The organism is Kitasatospora sp. GP30, assembly GCF_029892145.1.
In the GTDB taxonomy this organism is placed as follows: Bacteria; Actinomycetota; Actinomycetes; order Streptomycetales; family Streptomycetaceae; genus Kitasatospora; species Kitasatospora acidiphila.
Window position 1 is genome coordinate 21,308 of record NZ_JARZAH010000039.1, and the last position, 17,789, is coordinate 39,096.

The following is a 17,789-nucleotide window of genomic DNA, read 5'->3' on the forward strand; positions in this document are numbered from 1 at the left end:
CGGAGCAGCATACAACGACTGCTCCGCCTCCACGAAACTACCATGGCCGGTCGCTTGATCACTCCCGCAGCGGACCCGGTGCCACCACCGGCGATAACCTGCCCAGGCCTGGATAACCTGCCCAAAAGGCCCACCCCCGATTCCCGTCCCGTTCACCCGAGGAGCCCCGGTGCTGGACACGCTCGACGCCCCCGCCGTCCGCACCTGGTGCCGCCTCGCGCTCTCCGCCCTCGGCCAGGCCCGGGAGGAGATCGACGCGCTCAACGTGTACCCGGTGCCGGACGGGGACACCGGGACCAACCTCTACCTGACCGTGGAGTCCGCCACCGCCGCCGTGGAGCACTGCTTCGACGGTGCCGCGGCCCCCGCACTGGACCAGGCGGCGCGGGCGATGGCCGACGGCGCGCTGATCGGCGCCCGGGGCAACTCCGGGGTGATCATGGCCCAGCTGCTGCGCGGGGTGGCCGAGGTGCTGGCGGCGGACGGCGGCGGCCCGCAGGCGCTGCGCGACGCCCTGGTCCGCGGTGCCGAGGCCGCCTACCAGGCGGTCTCCGAGCCGGTCGAGGGCACCCTGCTGACCGTTGCAGGCCAGGCCGCCCAGGACGCCGCCCGCACCCGGGGCCCGCTGGCCGAGGTGGCCGGCGCCGCCCACCGCAGCGCCCGCGACGCCCTGCTGCGCACCCCCGAGCAGCTCTCGGTGCTGGCCCGGGCCGGGGTGGTGGACGCCGGCGGCCGGGGCCTGGTGGCGGTGCTGGGCGCGCTGGCCGACGCGGTGGCCGGCCAGCAGCCGATGGGCCCGGTGGCGCTCGGCGAGGACCTGCCGCCCACTCATGCGCCGTGTGGCGAGCCCGAGCGGCTGCCCGGCCACCCCGCCTTCGAGGTGATCTACCTGCTGGACGCGCCGGACCAGACGCTGCCCCGGCTGCGGGCCCGGCTGGCCGAGCTCGGCGACTCGCTGGTGGTCGGCGGCGGCGACGGGCTGTGGAACGTGCACGTCCATGTGGACGACGCCGGCGCTGCGGTGGAGGCGGGCATCGAGGCGGGCCGCCCGCACCGGATCCGGATCACCCACTTCGCGGAGGCCGCGGCCCGCGCCGGGGCCCGCGGCGGGGCGGCCGCCGAGCCCGCCGCCGAGCGCGCGGTGCTCAGCGTGGTGACCGGGGCCGGCCTGGCCGAGCTGTGCCGCTCGGCCGGCGCCGCGGTGCTGCCCGCCGACCCGGACGCCCCGCCGTCCAGCAGCGAGCTGGTCGAGGCGGTCCGCCGCTGCGCCGCCCGTGAGGTGATCCTGCTGCTCAACGACCCGGAGCTGCGGGCCGGCGCCGGCGCCGCCGCCGACCAGCTGCGGGAGGAGGGCCTGCGGATCGCGGTGCTGCCGACCCGCTCGCCGGTGCAGGGCCTGGCCGCGCTCGCGGTGCACGAGGCCGGCCGCCGGTTCGACGAGGACGTGGTGGCGATGACCTCCGCGGCCGGCGCCACCCGCTACGCCGAGCTGGCGATCGCCGAGGGGCAGTCCTGGACGATGGCCGGGGTCTGCCAGGCCGGCGACGTGCTCGGCCTGATCGACGGGGACGTCGCGGTGATCGGTACCGGGATCGCCGGGACCGGCGCCGAGGTGCTGAGCCGGATGCTGGCGGCCGGCGGCGAGCTGGTCACCCTGGTGCTCGGCGACGGCGCCCCGCAGGGGCTGGCCGACCGGCTGGTGGCGCACGCCCGGCGGCAGCGCCCGGAGGTCGACGTGTCGGTCTTCGAGGGCGGCCCGGAGTGCGCGCCGCTGCTCATCGGGGTCGAGTAGTGCCGCCCGGCTGTCCGTTCCGTGGTGTTCCATAGGGCGTGATGGCCGCTCTCGACGAACCCCTGACCAAGCTGGTCGGCGACCGCACCGCGAAGGTGCTCGCCGACGGCCTCAAGCTGCGCACGGTCGGCGACCTGCTGCACCACTACCCGCGCCGGTACGCCGAGCGCGGCGAGCTGACCAGCCTGGACGACCTCCAGGTGGACGAGCACGTCACCGTGCTGGCCCGGATCGAGAAGGTGACGCTGATCCCGTTCCGCGGTCGCAAGGGCGACCGCCTTGAGGTGATCGTCACCGACGGGCGCAGCAAGCTCACCCTGGTCTTCTTCAACCAGGGCTGGCGGCAGAAGGAGTTGCGGCCGGGCGCCCAGGGCCTGTTCGCGGGCAAGGTCGGGCTGTTCAACCGGACCAGGCAGCTGGCCTCGCCGGACTACCAGCTGCTCGACGAGGAGGCGGACTCCGGCACGGCGAAGCAGTTCGCCGGCCGGCTGATCCCGGTCTACCCGGCCAGCGCCCAACTGCCCAGCTGGAAGCTGGCCAAGGCGGTCGAACTGGCCCTGGACACCCGGCTCGACGACGTGGGCGAACCGCTGCCCGCCGAACTGCGCGCCGACCGCGCGCTGATCGGGCTGCCCGAGGCCCTGGAGCTGATCCACCGCCCGCGCAGCCGGGCCGAGTTGGAGCGGGCCAAGGACCGGCTGCGGTGGGACGAGGCCTTCGTGCTGCAGATCGCGCTGGCCCAGCGCCGCGCCGCCGCCGGCGCGCTGCCGGCCAAGCCCCGCCCGGTGCGCACCGGCGGCCTGCTGGAGGCCTTCGACGCCAAGCTGCCGTTCACCCTGACCGCGGGCCAGCAGGCGGTCGGCCGGGAGATCTTCGCCGACCTGGCCACCGAGCACCCGATGCACCGGCTGCTGCAGGGCGAGGTCGGTTCGGGGAAGACGCTGGTGGCGCTGCGCGCGATGCTCGCCGTGGTGGACGCCGGCGGGCAGGCGGTGCTGCTGGCGCCCACCGAGGTGCTGGCCCAGCAGCACCACCGCTCGATCGTGGAGATGATGGGGGAGTTGGCCGAGGGCGGGATGATCGGCGGCTCCGAGATCGGCACCAAGGTGGCGCTGCTGACCGGCTCGATGGGCATGCCGGCCCGCCGCAAGATGCTCTCCGACATGGCCTGCGGCAATGCCGGGATCACCATCGGCACCCATGCCCTGATCGAGGACAAGGTGCAGTTCCAGGACCTCGGCCTGGTGGTGGTGGACGAGCAGCACCGGTTCGGCGTGGAGCAGCGGGACGCGCTGCGCGCCAAGGGCGGCCAGCCGCCGCACCTGCTGGTGATGACCGCCACCCCGATCCCGCGCACGGTCGCGATGACGGTCTTCGGCGATCTGGAGACCTCGGTGCTGGACCAGCTGCCGGCGGGCCGTTCGCCGATCTCCAGCCATGTGGTGCCGGCCCTGGAGAAGCCCAACTTCCTCACCCGGGCCTGGGAGCGGGTCCGCGAGGAGGTGGCCAAGGGCCACCAGGCCTATGTGGTCTGCCCGCGGATCGGCGACGAGGAGGACGACCCCAAGACGGCGAAGAAGAAGCGCAAGGCCCCCGAGGACCTGGAGGAGCTGACGGGCGAGGACGCCGGCGCGGGCAGTGACGAGCGGCGCCCGCCGCTGTCGGTGGTGGAGACCGCCGAGATGCTGGCCAAGGGCCCGCTGGCCGGGCTGCGGCTGGAGATCCTGCACGGCCGCCTCGCCCCGGAGCAGAAGGACGACGTGATGCGCCGGTTCGCGGCCGGCCAGGTCGATGTGCTGGTCGCCACCACGGTGATCGAGGTGGGTGTCAACGTGCCGAACTCCACCGCGATGGTGATCATGGACGCCGACCGGTTCGGGGTCTCCCAGCTGCACCAGCTGCGCGGCCGGGTGGGCCGGGGCAGCGCGCCGGGCCTGTGCCTGCTGGTCAGCGAGATGCCGGCCGGCTCCGCCGCGCGGGCCCGGCTGGACGCGGTGGCCGGCACCCTGGACGGCTTCGAGCTCTCCCGGATCGACCTGGAGCAGCGCCGCGAGGGCGATGTACTGGGCCAGGCCCAGTCCGGCGTGCGCTCCTCGCTCAAGGTGCTCTCGGTGCTGGACGACGAGGACGTGATCGCCGCGGCCCGTGAGGAGGCGGCCCGACTGATCGCCGCCGACCCGGAGTTGACGGACCATCAGGAGCTGCGCGCCGAGCTGGCCGGGCTGCTGGACGAGGACCGCGCGGCCTATCTGGAGAAGGGCTGACCGGGCCCTTCGCGGCAGGCCCTGGCAGGCCGGATTGTCAGTGCCCCGAGGGAGAATGAAGGTGTTCAGGACGCAGCCAACATGCGTTCCTGGCACGACACTTGGGGGTTCTCACATGGCATTCCGTCATCTCAACGAGCTTCCGCTGGGCGACAAGGTGTTCCGGGTCGAACTGGCCAGCGACGACGACCGCGAGGTCACCCTCACCCTGACCGGCTGGCGCGAGGGGGCCGCGGCCGCCCCGCTGGCCAGCGGTCGGCTGCGCCTCCCGGTGGAGGACGTCGCCAACCTGCGGATCGCGCTCAACCGGGCGCTGCGCGCGCTGGCGATCGTGGCCGACGTCTCCGAGCCGATCCCCGACCGCGATGTGCTGCGCGAGCTCTACCCCGGCCACGGCGCCCCCTGGGTGCCGCAGCACGAGGAGGAGCTGACCCGGCGGTTCCACGAGGGCGAGACCATCGCCCGGATCGCCGCCCGGTTCGGCCGCACGCCCGACTCCGTCCGCACCAAGCTGCGCGAGCTCGGCCACGACCCGCGCCGCCCCGAGTACTGCCCCCCGGACGGCTGCCTGTCCTGGTCGCGGTACGCCTCGCCGGCCCTGCTCGGCGCAACCCCGCAGGAGTAACCCGTCGCCCGGGCCGCCGGTCGCCCCGTATAGCGTGGTCGTACCCGAGACCGATCGCACGAAGGATGGGTATGACCCGCGTCATCGCCGGGGCGGCCGGCGGCCGCCGGCTGGCCGTCCCGCCCGGCCGGGGCACCCGGCCGACCTCCGACAAGGCCCGTGAGGCGATGTTCTCCACCCTGGAGGCGCTGCGCGGCACCCTGGCCGGGGCCCGGCTGCTCGACCTGTACGCCGGCTCCGGCGCGGTCGGCCTGGAGGCGCTCTCCCGGGGCGCCGCGCAGGTGCTGCTGGTGGAGGCGGACGCGGCGGCGGCCCGGGTGGTCCGGGCCAATGTGAAGACGGTCGGCCTGCCCGGCGCCGAGGTGCGGGCCGAGCGGGCCGAGCGGGTGGTGGCAGGGCCGGCGCCGCAGACCCCGTTCGACCTGGTCTTCCTGGACCCGCCGTATGCGGTGACCGACGCCGAGGTGCGCGAGATGCTGATCACACTACGGGCTGGGGGCTGGATCACGGACGACGCACTCGTCACCGTGGAACGCAGCACCCGGGGCGGCGAGTTCGCCTGGCCCGGGGGATTCGACGCGCTCCGCTCCCGCCGCTACGGCGAGGGCACGCTCTGGTACGGACAGGCCGTCTGAGGCCCGCCCCCGCCGAGCTCCGCAGCGACCAGCGACCTGCCGAAAGGGACACCACCGAAATGCGCCGCGCCGTCTGTCCGGGGTCCTTCGACCCGATCACCAACGGGCACCTCGACATCATCGAACGGGCCTCCAAGCTCTACGACGAGGTGTACGTCGCGGTGCTGATCAACCCGAACAAGCGGGGGCTGTTCAGCGTCGAGGAGCGGATCGAGATGATCGAGGAGACCTGCGCGGCGTACGGCAACGTCAAGGCCGAGTCGCACCAGGGCCTGCTGGTGGACTTCTGCCTGGAGCGCGACATCCCCGCCATCGTCAGGGGCCTGCGCGCGGTCAGCGACTTCGACTTCGAGCTGCAGATGGCGCAGATGAACCGCGGTCTGACCGGCGTGGACACCCTCTTCATGCCCACCTCGCCGACCTACAGCTTCCTGTCATCGACCCTGGTCAAGGAGGTCGCCGGCTACGGGCGGGACGTCTCCCACCTGATCCCCCCCACGGTGCACCGCCGCCTGGTGGACCGCATCGCCGAGCGGGCCGCCGCGCAGTGAGGAGGGGGGCGGGGATTCTGACGTACAGTCGGTATCCCCGCCCCGCGGTACTCACGGAAAGACGGAAGCCCCGTGGACGTGCAGAACAGAGTCGACGAGATCATCGGCGTGGTCGAGAGCGCCAGGTCGATGCCCATGTCGGCGTCCTGTGTGGTGAACCGGGCCGAGCTGGTCGCGCTGCTGCGCGAGCTGCGCGAGGGGCTGCCCGCCGAGCTCGCGCAGGCGCAGTCCGTGATGGCGGACCACGAGCAGATGGTGGCCGACGCCCGCGGGGAGGCCGAGCGGATCATCCAGGGCGCGCACGCCGAGCGCGGCTCGCTGATCTCCGACACCGAGGTGGTCCGGCGGGCCCAGGCCGAGGCCGACACGATCCTGGCCGAGGCCCGCGAAGAGGTCGCGGTCAAGCGCCAGGAGGCCGACGACTACGTCGACTCCAAGCTGGCCAACTTCGAGGTGGTGCTCACCAAGACGCTCGGCGCGGTCGGCCGCGGCCGCGACAAGCTGCGCGGCGCGGGCGGCTACGAGGCCGAGGACGGCGAGGAGTTCCAGCCGCACACCAGCCCCAGCCCGGAGGTCGACGAGTACGTCGACGCCAAGCTGGCCACCCTGCAGACGGTGCTCAGCGGCACCCTGGAGGCGGTCGGCCGGGGCCGCGACAAGCTGCTCGGCAAGAAGCCGATCGACGAGCTGGCCGCCTACCTCGCCCTCGCCGACGAGGCGCAGGAGCAGAAGGACCGGGCCGAGGCGGTGGCCGCCGGCTTCGCCGGGGACGGCGAGGAGGAGCGGCCCTGGTACCGCGAGCCGGAGCAGCAGCCGGCCGCCGCGGCCTGGCCGGGGCAGCAGGGCGCCGAGAGCGGGTGGCCGCAGAGCGCCGAGCAGGGCGGCTATCCGGCCCAGCAGCCCGCCGTGGCCGGCTACCAGGGCGGGGAGTACCAGGATCCGTACGGCGGCGCCTACGACCCCGCCGCGGCGGCCTATGGGCACGGCCAGTACGGCTACCAGCAGCCCGAGCACGCCGACCCGTACGCGGCCGGCTACGGCACCGGCTACCCGGAGCCGGCCGGCGGCTACCAGGTCCCCCCGCAGCCCGGCTACCAGCCGCAGCAGTACCAGGGCTACCAGCAGGGCGGCGCCCAGCAGCCGGCCCTGGACGAGACCAGCTTCTTCGACACCAGCATGATCGACATGACCAGGCTGCGCGAGCTCGGCGGCCGCTGAGCCGATGGCGTCCAGGGGTGCGAAGTTGGGCCTGGGCCCGACCTCGGGTACGCTGACCACTCCGGCCCCTTGAACGCCGCCCCGTTCGGCTGCCCGCGCACCCCTCGTGCGTGACCCGGACCACACAGCCCCCACCGCGCGCCGCAGGGATGCGCCCGCCGCCAGGAAGTCAGGAACCGTGAACCGCCTCGACCATCGCGACCCGCTCGTGTTCGACACGCATGAGCTCGGCCGTCGCCCCGGCTCGATGCGCCAGGTGTCCCGCACCCTTCCGGCGCCCGAGGGCTTCGGCATCGAGGACGTGATCGGCGTCCCGGTCGGCAGCGAGATCGCGCTGGACCTGCGACTGGAGTCGGTGGTCGAGGGAGTGCTCGTCACGGGCACCGCCGAGGCCGATGTGACGGGCGAGTGCGTGCGCTGCCTGGAGCCGGTCGAGGACGAGCTCGACGTCGAGTTCCAGGAGCTGTACTACTACCCGGAGAGCGACGAGCGCGGCCGGGCGGCCTCCAAGGACGACGAGTCCGACGAGGACGAGGATGAGACTTACCGGTTGGAGGGCGATTTCTTCGACCTGCAACCGGTGCTGCGTGACGCGGTGGTGCTCGCACTGCCGCTGCAGCCGGTGTGCCGGGAAGACTGCCTGGGCCTGTGCTCCGTTTGCGGGGCGCTGCTCAACGAGGACCCGGACCACCACCACGATGCCGTCGACCCCCGGTGGGCGGCTCTGCAGGGACTCTCCGCCGGCCACGGCGACGAGGGTGACGAGAACAGCGACACCCGTGAGGGTCTCGCCGAGAACCAGGAGAAGTAGCCGTGGCTGTTCCGAAGCGGAAGATGTCGCGCAGCAACACGCGCCACCGCCGTAGCAACTGGAAGGCTGCCGTCCCCGCGCTCGTCGCGTGCGACCGCTGCCACGAGCCGAAGCTTGCGCACATCGCGTGCCCGAGCTGCGGCACGTACAACCGTCGCCAGGTCCTCTCGGTCTGATCGGCGGGGTGCATCGATCGATGTCGGACGCTCACTCCTCCCGCAAGTCGTCTCCCGGCAACGGGGCCAAGGGCAGCGGGCCGGCTTCGACGGCATACGACGTCCTGGAAGGGCGCCTCGGGTACACACTTGAGCGCGCCCTTCTGGTACGTGCCCTGACACACCGCTCGTTCGCCTACGAGAACGGCGGTCTGCCCACCAATGAGCGCCTGGAGTTCCTGGGCGACTCGGTGCTGGGCCTGGTGGTGACCGACACCCTCTACCGCATCCACCCGGATGTCCCGGAGGGCACGCTCGCCAAGTTGCGCGCAGCGGTGGTCAATTCGCGCGCGCTGGCCGAGGTCGGCCGAGGCCTGGACCTCGGTGCGTTCATCCGGCTCGGCAAGGGCGAGGAGGGCACCGGCGGACGCGACAAGTCCTCGATCCTCGCGGACACCGTCGAGGCGATCATCGGCGCCGTCTACCTGGACCAGGGTCTGGACGCGGCGACCGAGTTCGTGCACCGGCTGTTCGACCCGCTGATCGCGGAGTCCTCGCAGCTGGGCGCCGGCCTGGACTGGAAGACCAGCCTGCAGGAGCTGACCGCCCAGGTGGGCATCGGCGTGCCGGAGTACGTCGTCGAGGAGTCCGGTCCGGACCACGAGAAGACCTTCAACGCCGCGGCCCGAGTGGCCGGCGAGGCCTTCGGCAGCGGCACCGGCCGCTCCAAGAAGGAGGCTGAGCAGAAGGCCGCCGAGAGCGCCTGGCGGGCCATCAAGGCCAAGTACGGCGACCCGTCCGCACCCGCCGCCTGAGGGCGGTGAGCCGGTCATGCCCGAACTCCCCGAGGTCGAGGTGGTCCGGCGCGGTCTGGACAGCTGGGTTTCCGGCCGCACCGTGGCCGGGGTCGAGGTCTGCCACCCGCGCGCGGTGCGCCGGCAGACCGGCGGCGGTCCGGACTTCGCCGCCCGGCTGACCGGCCGCACCCTGGGCCCGGCCCAGCGGCGCGGCAAGTACCTGTGGCTGCCGGTCGACGAAGGCTCGGCACTGCTCGGGCACCTCGGGATGAGCGGCCAGCTGCTGGTGCAGGACCCGGCCGTCCCCGACGAGACCCATCTGCGGATCCGGCTGCGGTTCACCGACGGCGGCCGCGAGCTGCGCTTCGTGGACCAGCGCACCTTCGGGCACCTGGCCGTCGACGAGACGGACGCGCAGGGCCTGCCCGCCGCGCTCGCGCACATCGCCCGCGACCCGCTGGACCCGCTCTTCGACGACGCCGCGTTCTTCACCGCCCTGCGCGCCAAGCGCAGCACCGTGAAGCGGGCGCTGCTCGACCAGTCGCTGATCAGCGGCGTCGGCAACATCTACGCCGACGAGGCGCTGTGGCGCTCCAAGCTGCACTACGACCGCCCCACCGAGACCCTGACCCGTCCGCTGGCGGCCACCCTGCTGGCCAACGCCCGGGACGTGATGGCGGCCGCGCTGGCCGTCGGCGGCACCAGCTTCGACAGCCTCTACGTCAACGTCAACGGCGAGAGCGGCTACTTCTCCCGCTCACTGGACGCCTACGGGCGCGAGGGCGAGCCCTGCTACCGCTGCGGCACCCCGATCCGCCGGGCGGCCTGGATGAACCGCTCCAGCTACTTCTGCCCGCGCTGCCAGCGCCTGCCGCGCCAGCGCACCTCCTGACGCACCGTCAGTGCGCGGGTTCGGGCTCCCCGGCCTCCGGGTCCAGCGCGCCCTCGCCCTCGCCGTAGTGGGCCACCGCGACCGCACCGACCACCGCGAGCACGAAGCCGAGCAGGCCCAGCCAGGTCAGGCCGGCCCGGGTCGCGTCGCCCAGCCAGACCACCCCGACCACCCCGGGCACCACGGTCTCGCCCACCACCAGGGCGGCGGTCGCACCGTTCACCGAGCCGACCTGCAGCGCCACCGTGTGCAGGTACATCCCGCCCAGGCCGCCGACCATGATCGCGTACAGTGCCGGGTCGCTGAGCAGCGTGCCGAGGTCGAACGGGTTGATGCCGCCCAGCACCCGCACTCCGATGCCGAGCGCCCCGAAGAGCAGGCCGGAGACCAGCCCGGCCACCACCGCGCCGCTCGCACCCAGTCGGCGCACCAGCAGGGTGCCGCCGGAGATCAGCACCACCGAGATCAGCAGCAGCAGCCAGTGGCTGCTGACCGGCGTGTGGGTGTGGCCCTCCGGGCCGGCGGCGATGGCCAGCAGCACCAGCGCACCGCAGACCGTGCCGATCGCCGCCCACTCCGGCCGGCGCAGCCGCAGGCCGAGCATCTTGACGCTGGCCAGCGCGGTGATCACCAGGTTGGCGCTGATCACGGTCTGGGAGAGGAAGAGCGGCAGCAGCCGGGAGGCGAACGCGGCGAGCGCGAACCCGACGGAGTCCAGCACCGTGCCGAGCAGGAACTCCCAGGTGACCACGGCCTTGGCGGTGGAGTTGAGGCTCGGACCGCCGTGCTCGGTGCGCTGCCGGTCGGGCTGCTCGGCGGCCTCCTGGCGGGCCGAGCGGCGGGAGCCGACGGCCTGCAGTACCGAGCCGAGTCCGTAGCAGGTGGAGGCCGCGATGGCGGTCACCAAGCCGATGATCACAAGTACTCCTGATGGGGGTGCGATCCCCACTATGCCCTGTCGCCGTCGGCCCCGAGAACACGCCTGGGGCGGCTGCGGCGTTCGCACAGCACCCGCAGCCCGATCGCGGCCCCGGCCGCCGCCATCGCCGTGATCATCACCGGGAACCCCTGCACGGCCCACCTGGCGGCCCCGGCGGCCAGCGCCTTGGCGTCGCCGTAGCGCTCACCCTGGGCCAGCAGCTCGACGCCGGCCGTGGTCGCCAGCACCACCGGCGCGATCGCGCTGACCACCCACCACCAGCCGGCCCGGGTCGCCAGCCAGGCCCCGGCCGTGGCGCCGGCCACGGTGAGCACCCCGAAGATGCCGGCCGGCGCGGAGCCGCGCAGCTCGTCGGCGAGCGCCCCGACCACCGGCAGGCCCAGCGAGACGGTCAGCACCTGCCCGGAGGTCAGCCGCCGGGCCCGGCAGTGAGCGCGGTACTTGGCGCGCGCCCGGGCCCGGGCGCCGACCCGTCCGGCGCCCGCCCCGTCCGCGGCCCGGCGCGGACCGGGCAGCGCGGCCCGCCCCCGGGTCCGGCCGCGGGGCCGGGGCGCTGCTGCGTCACCGGTGACCGAGGAAGCCCGTTGCCCTGCCATGATTCCCGACCTCGTCCCTTGGGCGGTCCGCCGAGTGGCGAACGTAACTATTGCGTAAGAGAAAGACTCTTGACCCGGTTTTGAGAGTTCCTTGGCGAACATCGCAAACGCCTTGCCGGGGTGCGGAGTTGACGGGCCCGGCGGCCTGGCGGCCGGAGGTCCGGAACCGGGTGCTCCTGATCGGTCCGGTGAGCGGCCCGGTAGCGTCTGAAGTATGAGAATCGTTCTTCGCCGCTCCCGGGCGGGCGGCCCGGCGGCAGTCCTGGCCGTCCTGGTCGGGCTGCTGCTCCTGCTCCTGCCCGGCACCGCCATGGCGTCCGGCGGGCTGGACGACGCCGCCGCCTCCCTCAAGCAAGGCAAGGTCTACGTCGACCCGGCCATGACCGGCCGGTTCTCCCAGGCCCAGGCCGACGCCCTGACCAAGAAGATCAAGGACGCCGACAAGCCGATCATGGTGGCCGTCGTCCCGGACAGCTCGCAGTACCCGGCGAAGAGCGTCTTCCAGGACCTGCGCACCAAGGCGGGCATCACCGGCGTCTACGCCGTCTGGCGCGGCGACCAGTTCGCCGTGCGGACCGACCCGAGCGCGCTGAACGGCCAGACCGCGCGGAACTACGCTCAGGCCGCCTATGACTCGCACCACGGTGACATCAACGGCACACTGACCGATTTCGTCACCAATGCCGCGCCGAAGGTCTCCGGCCACGCGCCCGGTTCGTCCAAGTTCAGCGCCGCGATGATCGTGGTGCCGCTGGTGCTGCTCGCCCTGGTCGGCGTCGGCGCCTTCCTGCTGGTCCGCCGCTCCCGCAAGCTCAAGGCCGAGAAGCAGGCCAACGAGCTGCGGGCGCTGCGCACCGTGGTGGACGAGGACATCACCGCCTTCGGCGAGGAACTGGAGCGGCTGGACTTCAACCCCGGTGCGCCGGGCGCCGACGACGCCCAGCGCGCCGACTACACCCGCGCGCTGGACTCCTACGAGAGCGCCAAGAAGCTGATGGACGCGGCCACCCGGCCCGAGGAGGTCACCGCGGTGACCACCGCGCTGGAGGACGGCCGGTTCTCGCTGGCCACCCTGGCGGCCCGCCGCGAGGGCCGGGCGCTGCCCGAGCGCCGTCCGCCGTGCTTCTTCGACCCGCGGCACGGCCCCTCGATGCAGGACGCGATGTGGTCGCCGGCCGGCGGCGCGCCGCGCCAGGTGCCGGTCTGCGCCGATGACGCGATGCGTCTGGCCAGTGGCCTGGACCCGGCGATCCGCACCGTGCAGACCGACCAGGGCCCGCAGCCGTACTGGAACGCCGGCCCGGTCTACGGTCCGTGGGCGGGCGGCTACTTCGGCGGCTACGGCTCCGGTCTGCTGCCCGGCCTGCTGGTCGGCACCATGCTGGGCTCGGTCTTCTCGGGCCCGCCGGCCTACGGCTACGGCGACGGCGGGTTCGACGGCGGCTTCGACGGCGGTCACGAGCGCTACGAGGGCGGCGACGTCTCCGGCGGCGACTTCAACAGCAACGACTTCGGCGGCTTCAACAGCTCCGACTTCGGCGGCTCCGACTTCGGGGGCGGGGACTTCGGCGGCGGTGGCGACTTCGGTGGTGGCGGCGACTGGTAGGCCCGCCACCCGGCCGATGCCCGTGGCCCGTCCGCTCCTCCTCTTGAGCGGGCGGGCCACGGGCATAATCGACGGATGCACGAGCACGTCCGAGCCACTGCCTGGGTGCGCGGCAAGGTCCAGGAGGTCGGCTTCCGCTGGTGGACCAGGGCCCGCGCGCTGGAGATCGGCGGCCTCACCGGCTACACCTCCAACCTCTCGGACGGGCGGGTCCAGGTGGTCGCCCAGGGCACCCGGGCCGACTGCGAGCGGCTGCTGGAGCTGCTGCGCGGCCCCGGTACCCCCGGACGGGTCACCGGGGTGACCGAGATCTGGGGCGACCTGCGGCCCGGCTACGACGGCTTCGCGATCCGCTGACCGAGTCAGCCGACCGGGTCCGCCGGGCGACCGGGCGGTCATGCGGTGTTGGGGCCGGTGTCAACCCGTGTTGTTCGACGGTTGCCATTTCGCTCCGTCCGTGGTTGACTCCGCATCGTGCAGTGATCCACCGCAGTCTGCGGTGTGGTCGCCGCTGCCCATGGCGTGAGTCAACCGCCATGCAGGTGACAGCGGCGTTGTAGCGCGCGGTGATCGTGTTGACCCGTACGGTCTTTGGTGAGACGCTGGAAGCCCGCGCACGTGACGGCGATTTTGAGCAAGGTCATGCCCTGTGGCCGCATAACCACGGTGTCTGACCTGTGGTGCCGAGCCGGCACTGCCCTTGTCGTGCAGCGCGTGCGTCATCCCTTCCCCTCGACCTGTACCGTACCGGTTCGGTCACTCAGCGTGGAGGACCATTCATCATGGCAAAGGCGCTTCTCGGGTACGTCGGCGGCCCCGACCCGCGAATGCTCTCCGAGATGCGGCGGCTGCAGCAGCGCGTCCTGGACCTGGAAGCCGAACTCGTTCGGATGCAGGCCGAGAACAACGCGCTCGTCGCTGTCGCTGCCGAGCACTCCCTGCTCGACAGCATCGATCTTGGGCAGCGGGAGCCCGCACTCACCTGAATATTCAGGATTGAATCGACCGGCCAGACACCGGCCGATTTTGTCGAGCAGGCCGATTTTGCCGCGCACCGACGCGACACCTCGGGACGCGATCATCAGGGACGTCGTCAGCGGCGTCCCTTCGTGCCTTCCACCACGCCCTTGACCCGGTTTCCGCTAAGGCTGCCGCCGACACCAGCGCCGCGCCTGCCACCCACCTCCAGCTGTGTTTTCCTCAGGCTGCCCACGGCCCGGCCGACCGAAACCGGGCGACGGCGGCGATTACAGTCTCACGGGTGCACCTGAAGAGCCTGACCCTGCGCGGCTTCAAGTCATTCGCCTCGGCGACCACGCTGCGCTTCGAACCCGGCATCACCTGCGTGGTCGGCCCGAACGGCTCGGGCAAGTCCAATGTGGTCGACGCGCTCTCCTGGGTCATGGGTGAACAGGGTGCCAAGTCGCTGCGCGGCGGCAAGATGGAGGACGTCATCTTCGCCGGGACCAGCGGTCGGCCGCCGCTCGGCCGGGCCGAGGTCAGCCTCACCATCGACAACACCGACGGCGCCCTGCCGATCGACTACGCCGAGGTGACGATCACCCGGACCATGTTCCGCAACGGCGGCAGCGACTACGCGCTGAACGGCCAGACCTGCCGGCTGCTGGACATCCAGGAACTGCTCTCCGACTCCGGCATCGGCCGGGAGATGCACGTGATCGTCGGCCAGGGCCGGCTCGACTCGGTGCTGCACGCCGACCCGCAGGGCCGCCGGGCCTTCATCGAGGAGGCAGCCGGGGTGCTCAAGCACCGCAAGCGCAAGGAGAAGGCGCTGCGGAAGCTGGACGCGATGGCCGCCAACCTCAACCGGGTGCAGGACCTGGTCGCCGAACTGCGCCGGCAGCTCGGACCGCTGGGCCGCCAGGCCCGGATCGCCCGGCGGGCCGCCGGCATCCAGGCCGAGCTGCGCGACGCCCGGCTGCGGCTGCTCGCCGACGATATGCTGACCCTGCGTCAGGCGGTCCAGGCCGAGGCCGCCGACGAGCAGGCACTGCGGCAGCGCCGGGACGCGGTGGAGCGGGACCTGCTGGCCGCGCGGCAGCGCGAAGCCGTGCTGGAGGCCCAGGTGGAACAGCTCGGGCCGCGCCTGGAGGCCGCCCGCACCGCCTGGTACCGGCTGGCCGCCCTGGGTGAGCGGACCCGCGGCACCATCGGGCTGGCCGAGGCGAGGGTGCGGCACGCCACCAGCGGCGGCGAGCCGGAGCGGCGCGGCCGCGACCCCGAGGAGCTGGCCGCCGAGGCCGAACGGGTCCGCGAGGAGGAGGCCGCGCTCAGCGAGGCCCTGGAGGCGGCCCAGCAGGCGCTGGACGAGGCGGTGGCCCGCCGCGCCGAGTCGGAGCGCGAACTGGCCGCCGAGGAGCAGCGGCTGCGCGCCGCCGCCCGGGCCGCCGCCGACCGGCGCGAGGGGCTGGCCCGACTGCAGGGGCAGGCCGGCGCGGCGGCCTCCCGGGCGGCCGGCGCCGAGGCCGAGATCGAGCGGCTGACCGCGGCCCGCGACGAGGCCGCGGCCCGCGCCGAGGCGGCCGGCGCCGAGTACCACGAACTGCGCGACCAGGTGGCCGAGCTGGAGAGCGGCGACCAGGAGCTGGAGGCGGCGCACGGGCAGGTGCGGGACCGGCTGGCCGGCGCGGAACGCGAGGTCAGCGGCGCCCGCGAGGCGACGGCCGCCGCCGAGCGCGAGCTGAGCGCGCTGACCGCCCGCCACGAGACCCTGGCGCTCGGGCTGCGCCGCAAGGACGGCACCGGCGCGCTGCTGGCGGCGGGGGAGCGGCTGACCGGACTGCTCGGCCCGGCGGCGGCGCTGCTCACCGTGGCGCCGGGCGACGAGGCGGCGCTGGCGGCGGCGCTCGGCGCGGCCGCCGACGCGCTCGCGGTCAGCGATCGGCCGACCGCCGTGGCGGCGCTGCGACTGCTGCGCACCGAGGACGCCGGACGGGCCGCGCTGCTGATCGCCGACGCGCCTGATGCCACGTCACCTCGGAATGCCCTGCCCGGGGGTGCCCGCTGGGCCGGTGAGCTGGTGGCCGGCCCGGCCGAGCTGCTGCCCGCCGTGCGCGCCCTGCTGGCGGACGCCGCCGTGGTGGCCGACCTGGACGCCGCCCAGCACCTGCTGGACACCCACCCGGAGCTCACCGCCGTCACCGCCGAGGGCGACCTGCTGGCCGCCGGCTTCGCCCAGGGCGGTGCGGCCGGCCCGCCCAGCCAGCTGGAGACCCAGGCCGCGGTGGATGCCGCCGCCCGGCAGATCGAGGAGCTCACCGAGCGCTGCGCCGAGCTCGCCGAGCGGCTCGCCCAGGCCAAGGAGGCGCGCCGGGAGCTCGCCGCCGACCTGGAGCGGCTGGCCGCCGAGCAGCGCGGCGCCGAGAAGCAGCGCGCCCAGACCGCCGGCGCGCTGGGCCGGCTCGGCGGCCAGGCCCGGGCCGCCGCCGGGGAGGCCGAGCGCGCGGCGGCGGCGCTGCAGCGCGCCGAGGAGGGCCGCGAGGCGGCGGTGCGGGCCGCCGAGGAGCTGGCCGAGCGGCTGGCGGTGGCCGAGGAGCTGGCCGACCAGGACGCCGACGAGCCCGACCAGGCCGAGCGCGACCGGCTCGCCGAGCAGTCCGTGCAGGCCAGGCAGCAGGAGTTGGAGGCCAGGCTCGCGGTGCGCACCCATGAGGAGCGGGTCCGTTCGCTGGCGGGGCGCGCGGACAGCCTGGACCGCGCCGCCCGGGCCGAGCGGGAGGCCCGGGTCCGGGCCGCCGACCGGGCCCGCCGGGCCGCGCACGAGGCGGCGGTGGCCGGCGCGGTACTGGCCGGCGCCCGGCAGCTGCTCGCCTGCCTGGAGGTATCCACCTCCCGGGCCGAGGCCGAGCGCACCGGCATCGAGCAGGCCCGCGCCGCCCGGGAGGCCGAGCTGCGGGCCGCCCGCGAGCTGGGCCGGGAGCTCAAGGACGAACTCGACAAGCTGGTCGACGCCGGGCACCGGGACGAGGTGCTGCGCGCCGAGAAGTGGCTGCGGATCGAGCAGTTGGAGGCCAAGGCGCTGGAGGAGTTCGGCGTCGAGTCGCAGGCGCTGCTGGCCGAGTACGGCCCGGACCAGCCGGTGCCCCCGGCCCCGGTCGAGGAGGGGGAGCAGCCCGGCGAGCCGCGCCCGTACGTCCGCGCCGAGCAGGAGAAGCGGCTGCGTGCCGCCGAGAAGGCCTACCAGCAGCTGGGCAAGGTCAACCCGCTGGCGCTGGAGGAGTTCGCGGCGCTGGAGGAGCGCCACAAGTTCCTCGGCGAGCAGCTGGAGGACCTCAAGCGCAGCCGCCGGGACCTGCTGGACATCGTGCGGGACGTGGACCAGCGGGTCCAGGAGCTGTTCACGGCCGCGTTCCACGACACCGCCGCCCAGTTCGAGGGCGTCTTCTCGCGGCTCTTCCCGGGCGGCGAGGGCCGGCTGGTGCTGACCGACCCGGACGACATGCTGGCCACCGGGGTGGAGGTGGAGGCCCGCCCGCCCGGCAAGAAGGTCAAGCGGCTGTCGCTGCTCTCCGGCGGCGAGCGCTCGCTGACCGCGGTCGCCATGCTGGTCGCCATCTTCAAGGCCCGGCCCAGTCCGTTCTACGTGATGGACGAGGTGGAGGCGGCGCTGGACGAGACCAACCTGCGCCGGCTGATCGCGATCATGGAGGAGCTGCGGGACAGCTCCCAGCTGATCGTGATCACCCACCAGAAGCTGACCATGGAGTGCGCCGACGCGCTGTACGGCGTGACCATGAAGGGCGACGGCATCTCCCAGGTGATCAGCCAGCGGCTGCGCGTGGGGGCACCTCCCAGCCGCCAGGCTGGGGGCGAACACCGGGAGCGCAAGGTACCGATGCGGCAACAGCGCAAGGCCGTCCAGCCCGCCTGACCCCGCTTCGGCCGCT

Annotated in this window: 16 protein-coding genes; 14 read left to right on the plus strand and 2 right to left on the minus strand. The window is 73.7% G+C overall.

Annotated elements, in window-relative coordinates:
* Positions 1-169 precede the first annotated feature (169 nt).
* The 10 genes from P3T35_RS33400 (at position 170) to mutM (ending at position 9,740) form a co-directional block, all read left to right on the plus strand.
* On the plus strand, positions 170-1,792 hold the full coding sequence (locus P3T35_RS33400) for a DAK2 domain-containing protein (protein ID WP_101382342.1): 1,623 nt from the start codon (positions 170-172) through the stop codon (positions 1,790-1,792).
* A 41-nt stretch (positions 1,793-1,833) separates the two neighbouring features.
* Positions 1,834-4,056, plus strand: a complete 2,223-nt coding sequence (gene recG / locus P3T35_RS33405; protein WP_101382343.1) for an ATP-dependent DNA helicase RecG — start codon at positions 1,834-1,836, stop codon at positions 4,054-4,056.
* Positions 4,057-4,171: 115 nt separating this feature from the next.
* The gene (locus P3T35_RS33410) at positions 4,172-4,681 is read left to right on the plus strand and encodes a hypothetical protein (RefSeq protein WP_101382344.1); all 510 of its coding nucleotides are present in this window, start codon (positions 4,172-4,174) and stop codon (positions 4,679-4,681) included.
* Positions 4,682-4,734: 53 nt separating this feature from the next.
* Entirely contained in the window at positions 4,735-5,316 is a 582-nt protein-coding gene (gene rsmD / locus P3T35_RS33415; protein ID WP_280708980.1) for a 16S rRNA (guanine(966)-N(2))-methyltransferase RsmD, read from the plus strand.
* Positions 5,317-5,375: 59 nt separating this feature from the next.
* Entirely contained in the window at positions 5,376-5,867 is a 492-nt protein-coding gene (coaD, locus tag P3T35_RS33420) for a pantetheine-phosphate adenylyltransferase (RefSeq protein WP_101382346.1), read from the plus strand.
* A gap of 72 nt (positions 5,868-5,939) precedes the next feature.
* Positions 5,940-7,085 (plus strand): ATP synthase F0 subunit B, encoded by a 1,146-nt coding sequence (locus tag P3T35_RS33425; RefSeq protein ID WP_101382347.1) that lies wholly within the window; start codon positions 5,940-5,942, stop codon positions 7,083-7,085.
* A 178-nt stretch (positions 7,086-7,263) separates the two neighbouring features.
* Positions 7,264-7,896, plus strand: a complete 633-nt coding sequence (locus P3T35_RS33430) for a DUF177 domain-containing protein (protein ID WP_101382348.1) — start codon at positions 7,264-7,266, stop codon at positions 7,894-7,896.
* Positions 7,897-7,898: 2 nt separating this feature from the next.
* A complete protein-coding gene (gene rpmF / locus P3T35_RS33435; protein ID WP_101382349.1) occupies positions 7,899-8,072 on the plus strand; it encodes a 50S ribosomal protein L32 in 174 nt (57 codons plus the stop codon).
* 20 nt (positions 8,073-8,092) lie between these two features.
* Positions 8,093-8,866: a ribonuclease III gene (rnc, locus tag P3T35_RS33440; RefSeq protein ID WP_101382350.1), complete on the plus strand. Its 774-nt coding sequence runs from the start codon at positions 8,093-8,095 to the stop codon at positions 8,864-8,866.
* 16 nt (positions 8,867-8,882) lie between these two features.
* Positions 8,883-9,740 carry a bifunctional DNA-formamidopyrimidine glycosylase/DNA-(apurinic or apyrimidinic site) lyase gene (gene mutM, locus P3T35_RS33445; protein ID WP_101382351.1) on the plus strand — a complete coding sequence of 286 codons (858 nt, stop codon included), beginning with the start codon at positions 8,883-8,885 and terminating at the stop codon, positions 9,738-9,740.
* Between the two features lie 7 nt (positions 9,741-9,747).
* Here mutM and P3T35_RS33450 read toward each other — a convergent pair whose 3' ends face one another.
* Together P3T35_RS33450 and P3T35_RS33455 are read right to left on the minus strand one after the other, a co-directional pair.
* Positions 9,748-10,659 (minus strand): hypothetical protein, encoded by a 912-nt coding sequence (locus tag P3T35_RS33450; protein WP_101382352.1) that lies wholly within the window; start codon positions 10,657-10,659, stop codon positions 9,748-9,750.
* Between the two features lie 29 nt (positions 10,660-10,688).
* The gene (locus P3T35_RS33455) at positions 10,689-11,276 is read right to left on the minus strand and encodes a hypothetical protein (protein WP_101382353.1); all 588 of its coding nucleotides are present in this window, start codon (positions 11,274-11,276) and stop codon (positions 10,689-10,691) included.
* Positions 11,277-11,490: 214 nt separating this feature from the next.
* Between P3T35_RS33455 and P3T35_RS33460 the strand changes: the two genes are divergently transcribed.
* The 4 genes from P3T35_RS33460 (at position 11,491) to smc (ending at position 17,773) form a co-directional block, all read left to right on the plus strand.
* A complete protein-coding gene (locus tag P3T35_RS33460) occupies positions 11,491-12,882 on the plus strand; it encodes a hypothetical protein (RefSeq protein WP_101382354.1) in 1,392 nt (463 codons plus the stop codon).
* Between the two features lie 75 nt (positions 12,883-12,957).
* Complete coding sequence (locus P3T35_RS33465) at positions 12,958-13,239, plus strand: acylphosphatase (RefSeq protein ID WP_101382355.1); 282 nt, start codon at positions 12,958-12,960, stop codon at positions 13,237-13,239.
* A gap of 425 nt (positions 13,240-13,664) precedes the next feature.
* A complete protein-coding gene (locus P3T35_RS33470; RefSeq protein WP_101382356.1) occupies positions 13,665-13,868 on the plus strand; it encodes a hypothetical protein in 204 nt (67 codons plus the stop codon).
* 275 nt (positions 13,869-14,143) lie between these two features.
* Positions 14,144-17,773, plus strand: a complete 3,630-nt coding sequence (gene smc, locus P3T35_RS33475; protein ID WP_101382357.1) for a chromosome segregation protein SMC — start codon at positions 14,144-14,146, stop codon at positions 17,771-17,773.
* Positions 17,774-17,789: the final 16 nt, after the last annotated feature.

Bases quoted from the DNA above. Each gene is read 5' to 3' on its own strand.
- P3T35_RS33465 (WP_101382355.1), top strand. From the start codon at position 12,958: ATGCACGAGCACGTCCGAGCCACTGCCTGGGTGCGCGGCAAGGTCCAG.
- P3T35_RS33410 (WP_101382344.1), top strand. From the start codon at position 4,172: ATGGCATTCCGTCATCTCAACGAGCTTCCGCTGGGCGACAAGGTGTTC.
- recG (WP_101382343.1), top strand. From the start codon at position 1,834: ATGGCCGCTCTCGACGAACCCCTGACCAAGCTGGTCGGCGACCGCACC.
- P3T35_RS33460 (WP_101382354.1), top strand. From the start codon at position 11,491: ATGAGAATCGTTCTTCGCCGCTCCCGGGCGGGCGGCCCGGCGGCAGTC.
- mutM (WP_101382351.1), top strand. From the start codon at position 8,883: ATGCCCGAACTCCCCGAGGTCGAGGTGGTCCGGCGCGGTCTGGACAGC.
- P3T35_RS33455 (WP_101382353.1), bottom strand. From the start codon at position 11,276: ATGGCAGGGCAACGGGCTTCCTCGGTCACCGGTGACGCAGCAGCGCCC.
- coaD (WP_101382346.1), top strand. From the start codon at position 5,376: ATGCGCCGCGCCGTCTGTCCGGGGTCCTTCGACCCGATCACCAACGGG.
- rnc (WP_101382350.1), top strand. From the start codon at position 8,093: ATGTCGGACGCTCACTCCTCCCGCAAGTCGTCTCCCGGCAACGGGGCC.
- P3T35_RS33470 (WP_101382356.1), top strand. From the start codon at position 13,665: ATGGCAAAGGCGCTTCTCGGGTACGTCGGCGGCCCCGACCCGCGAATG.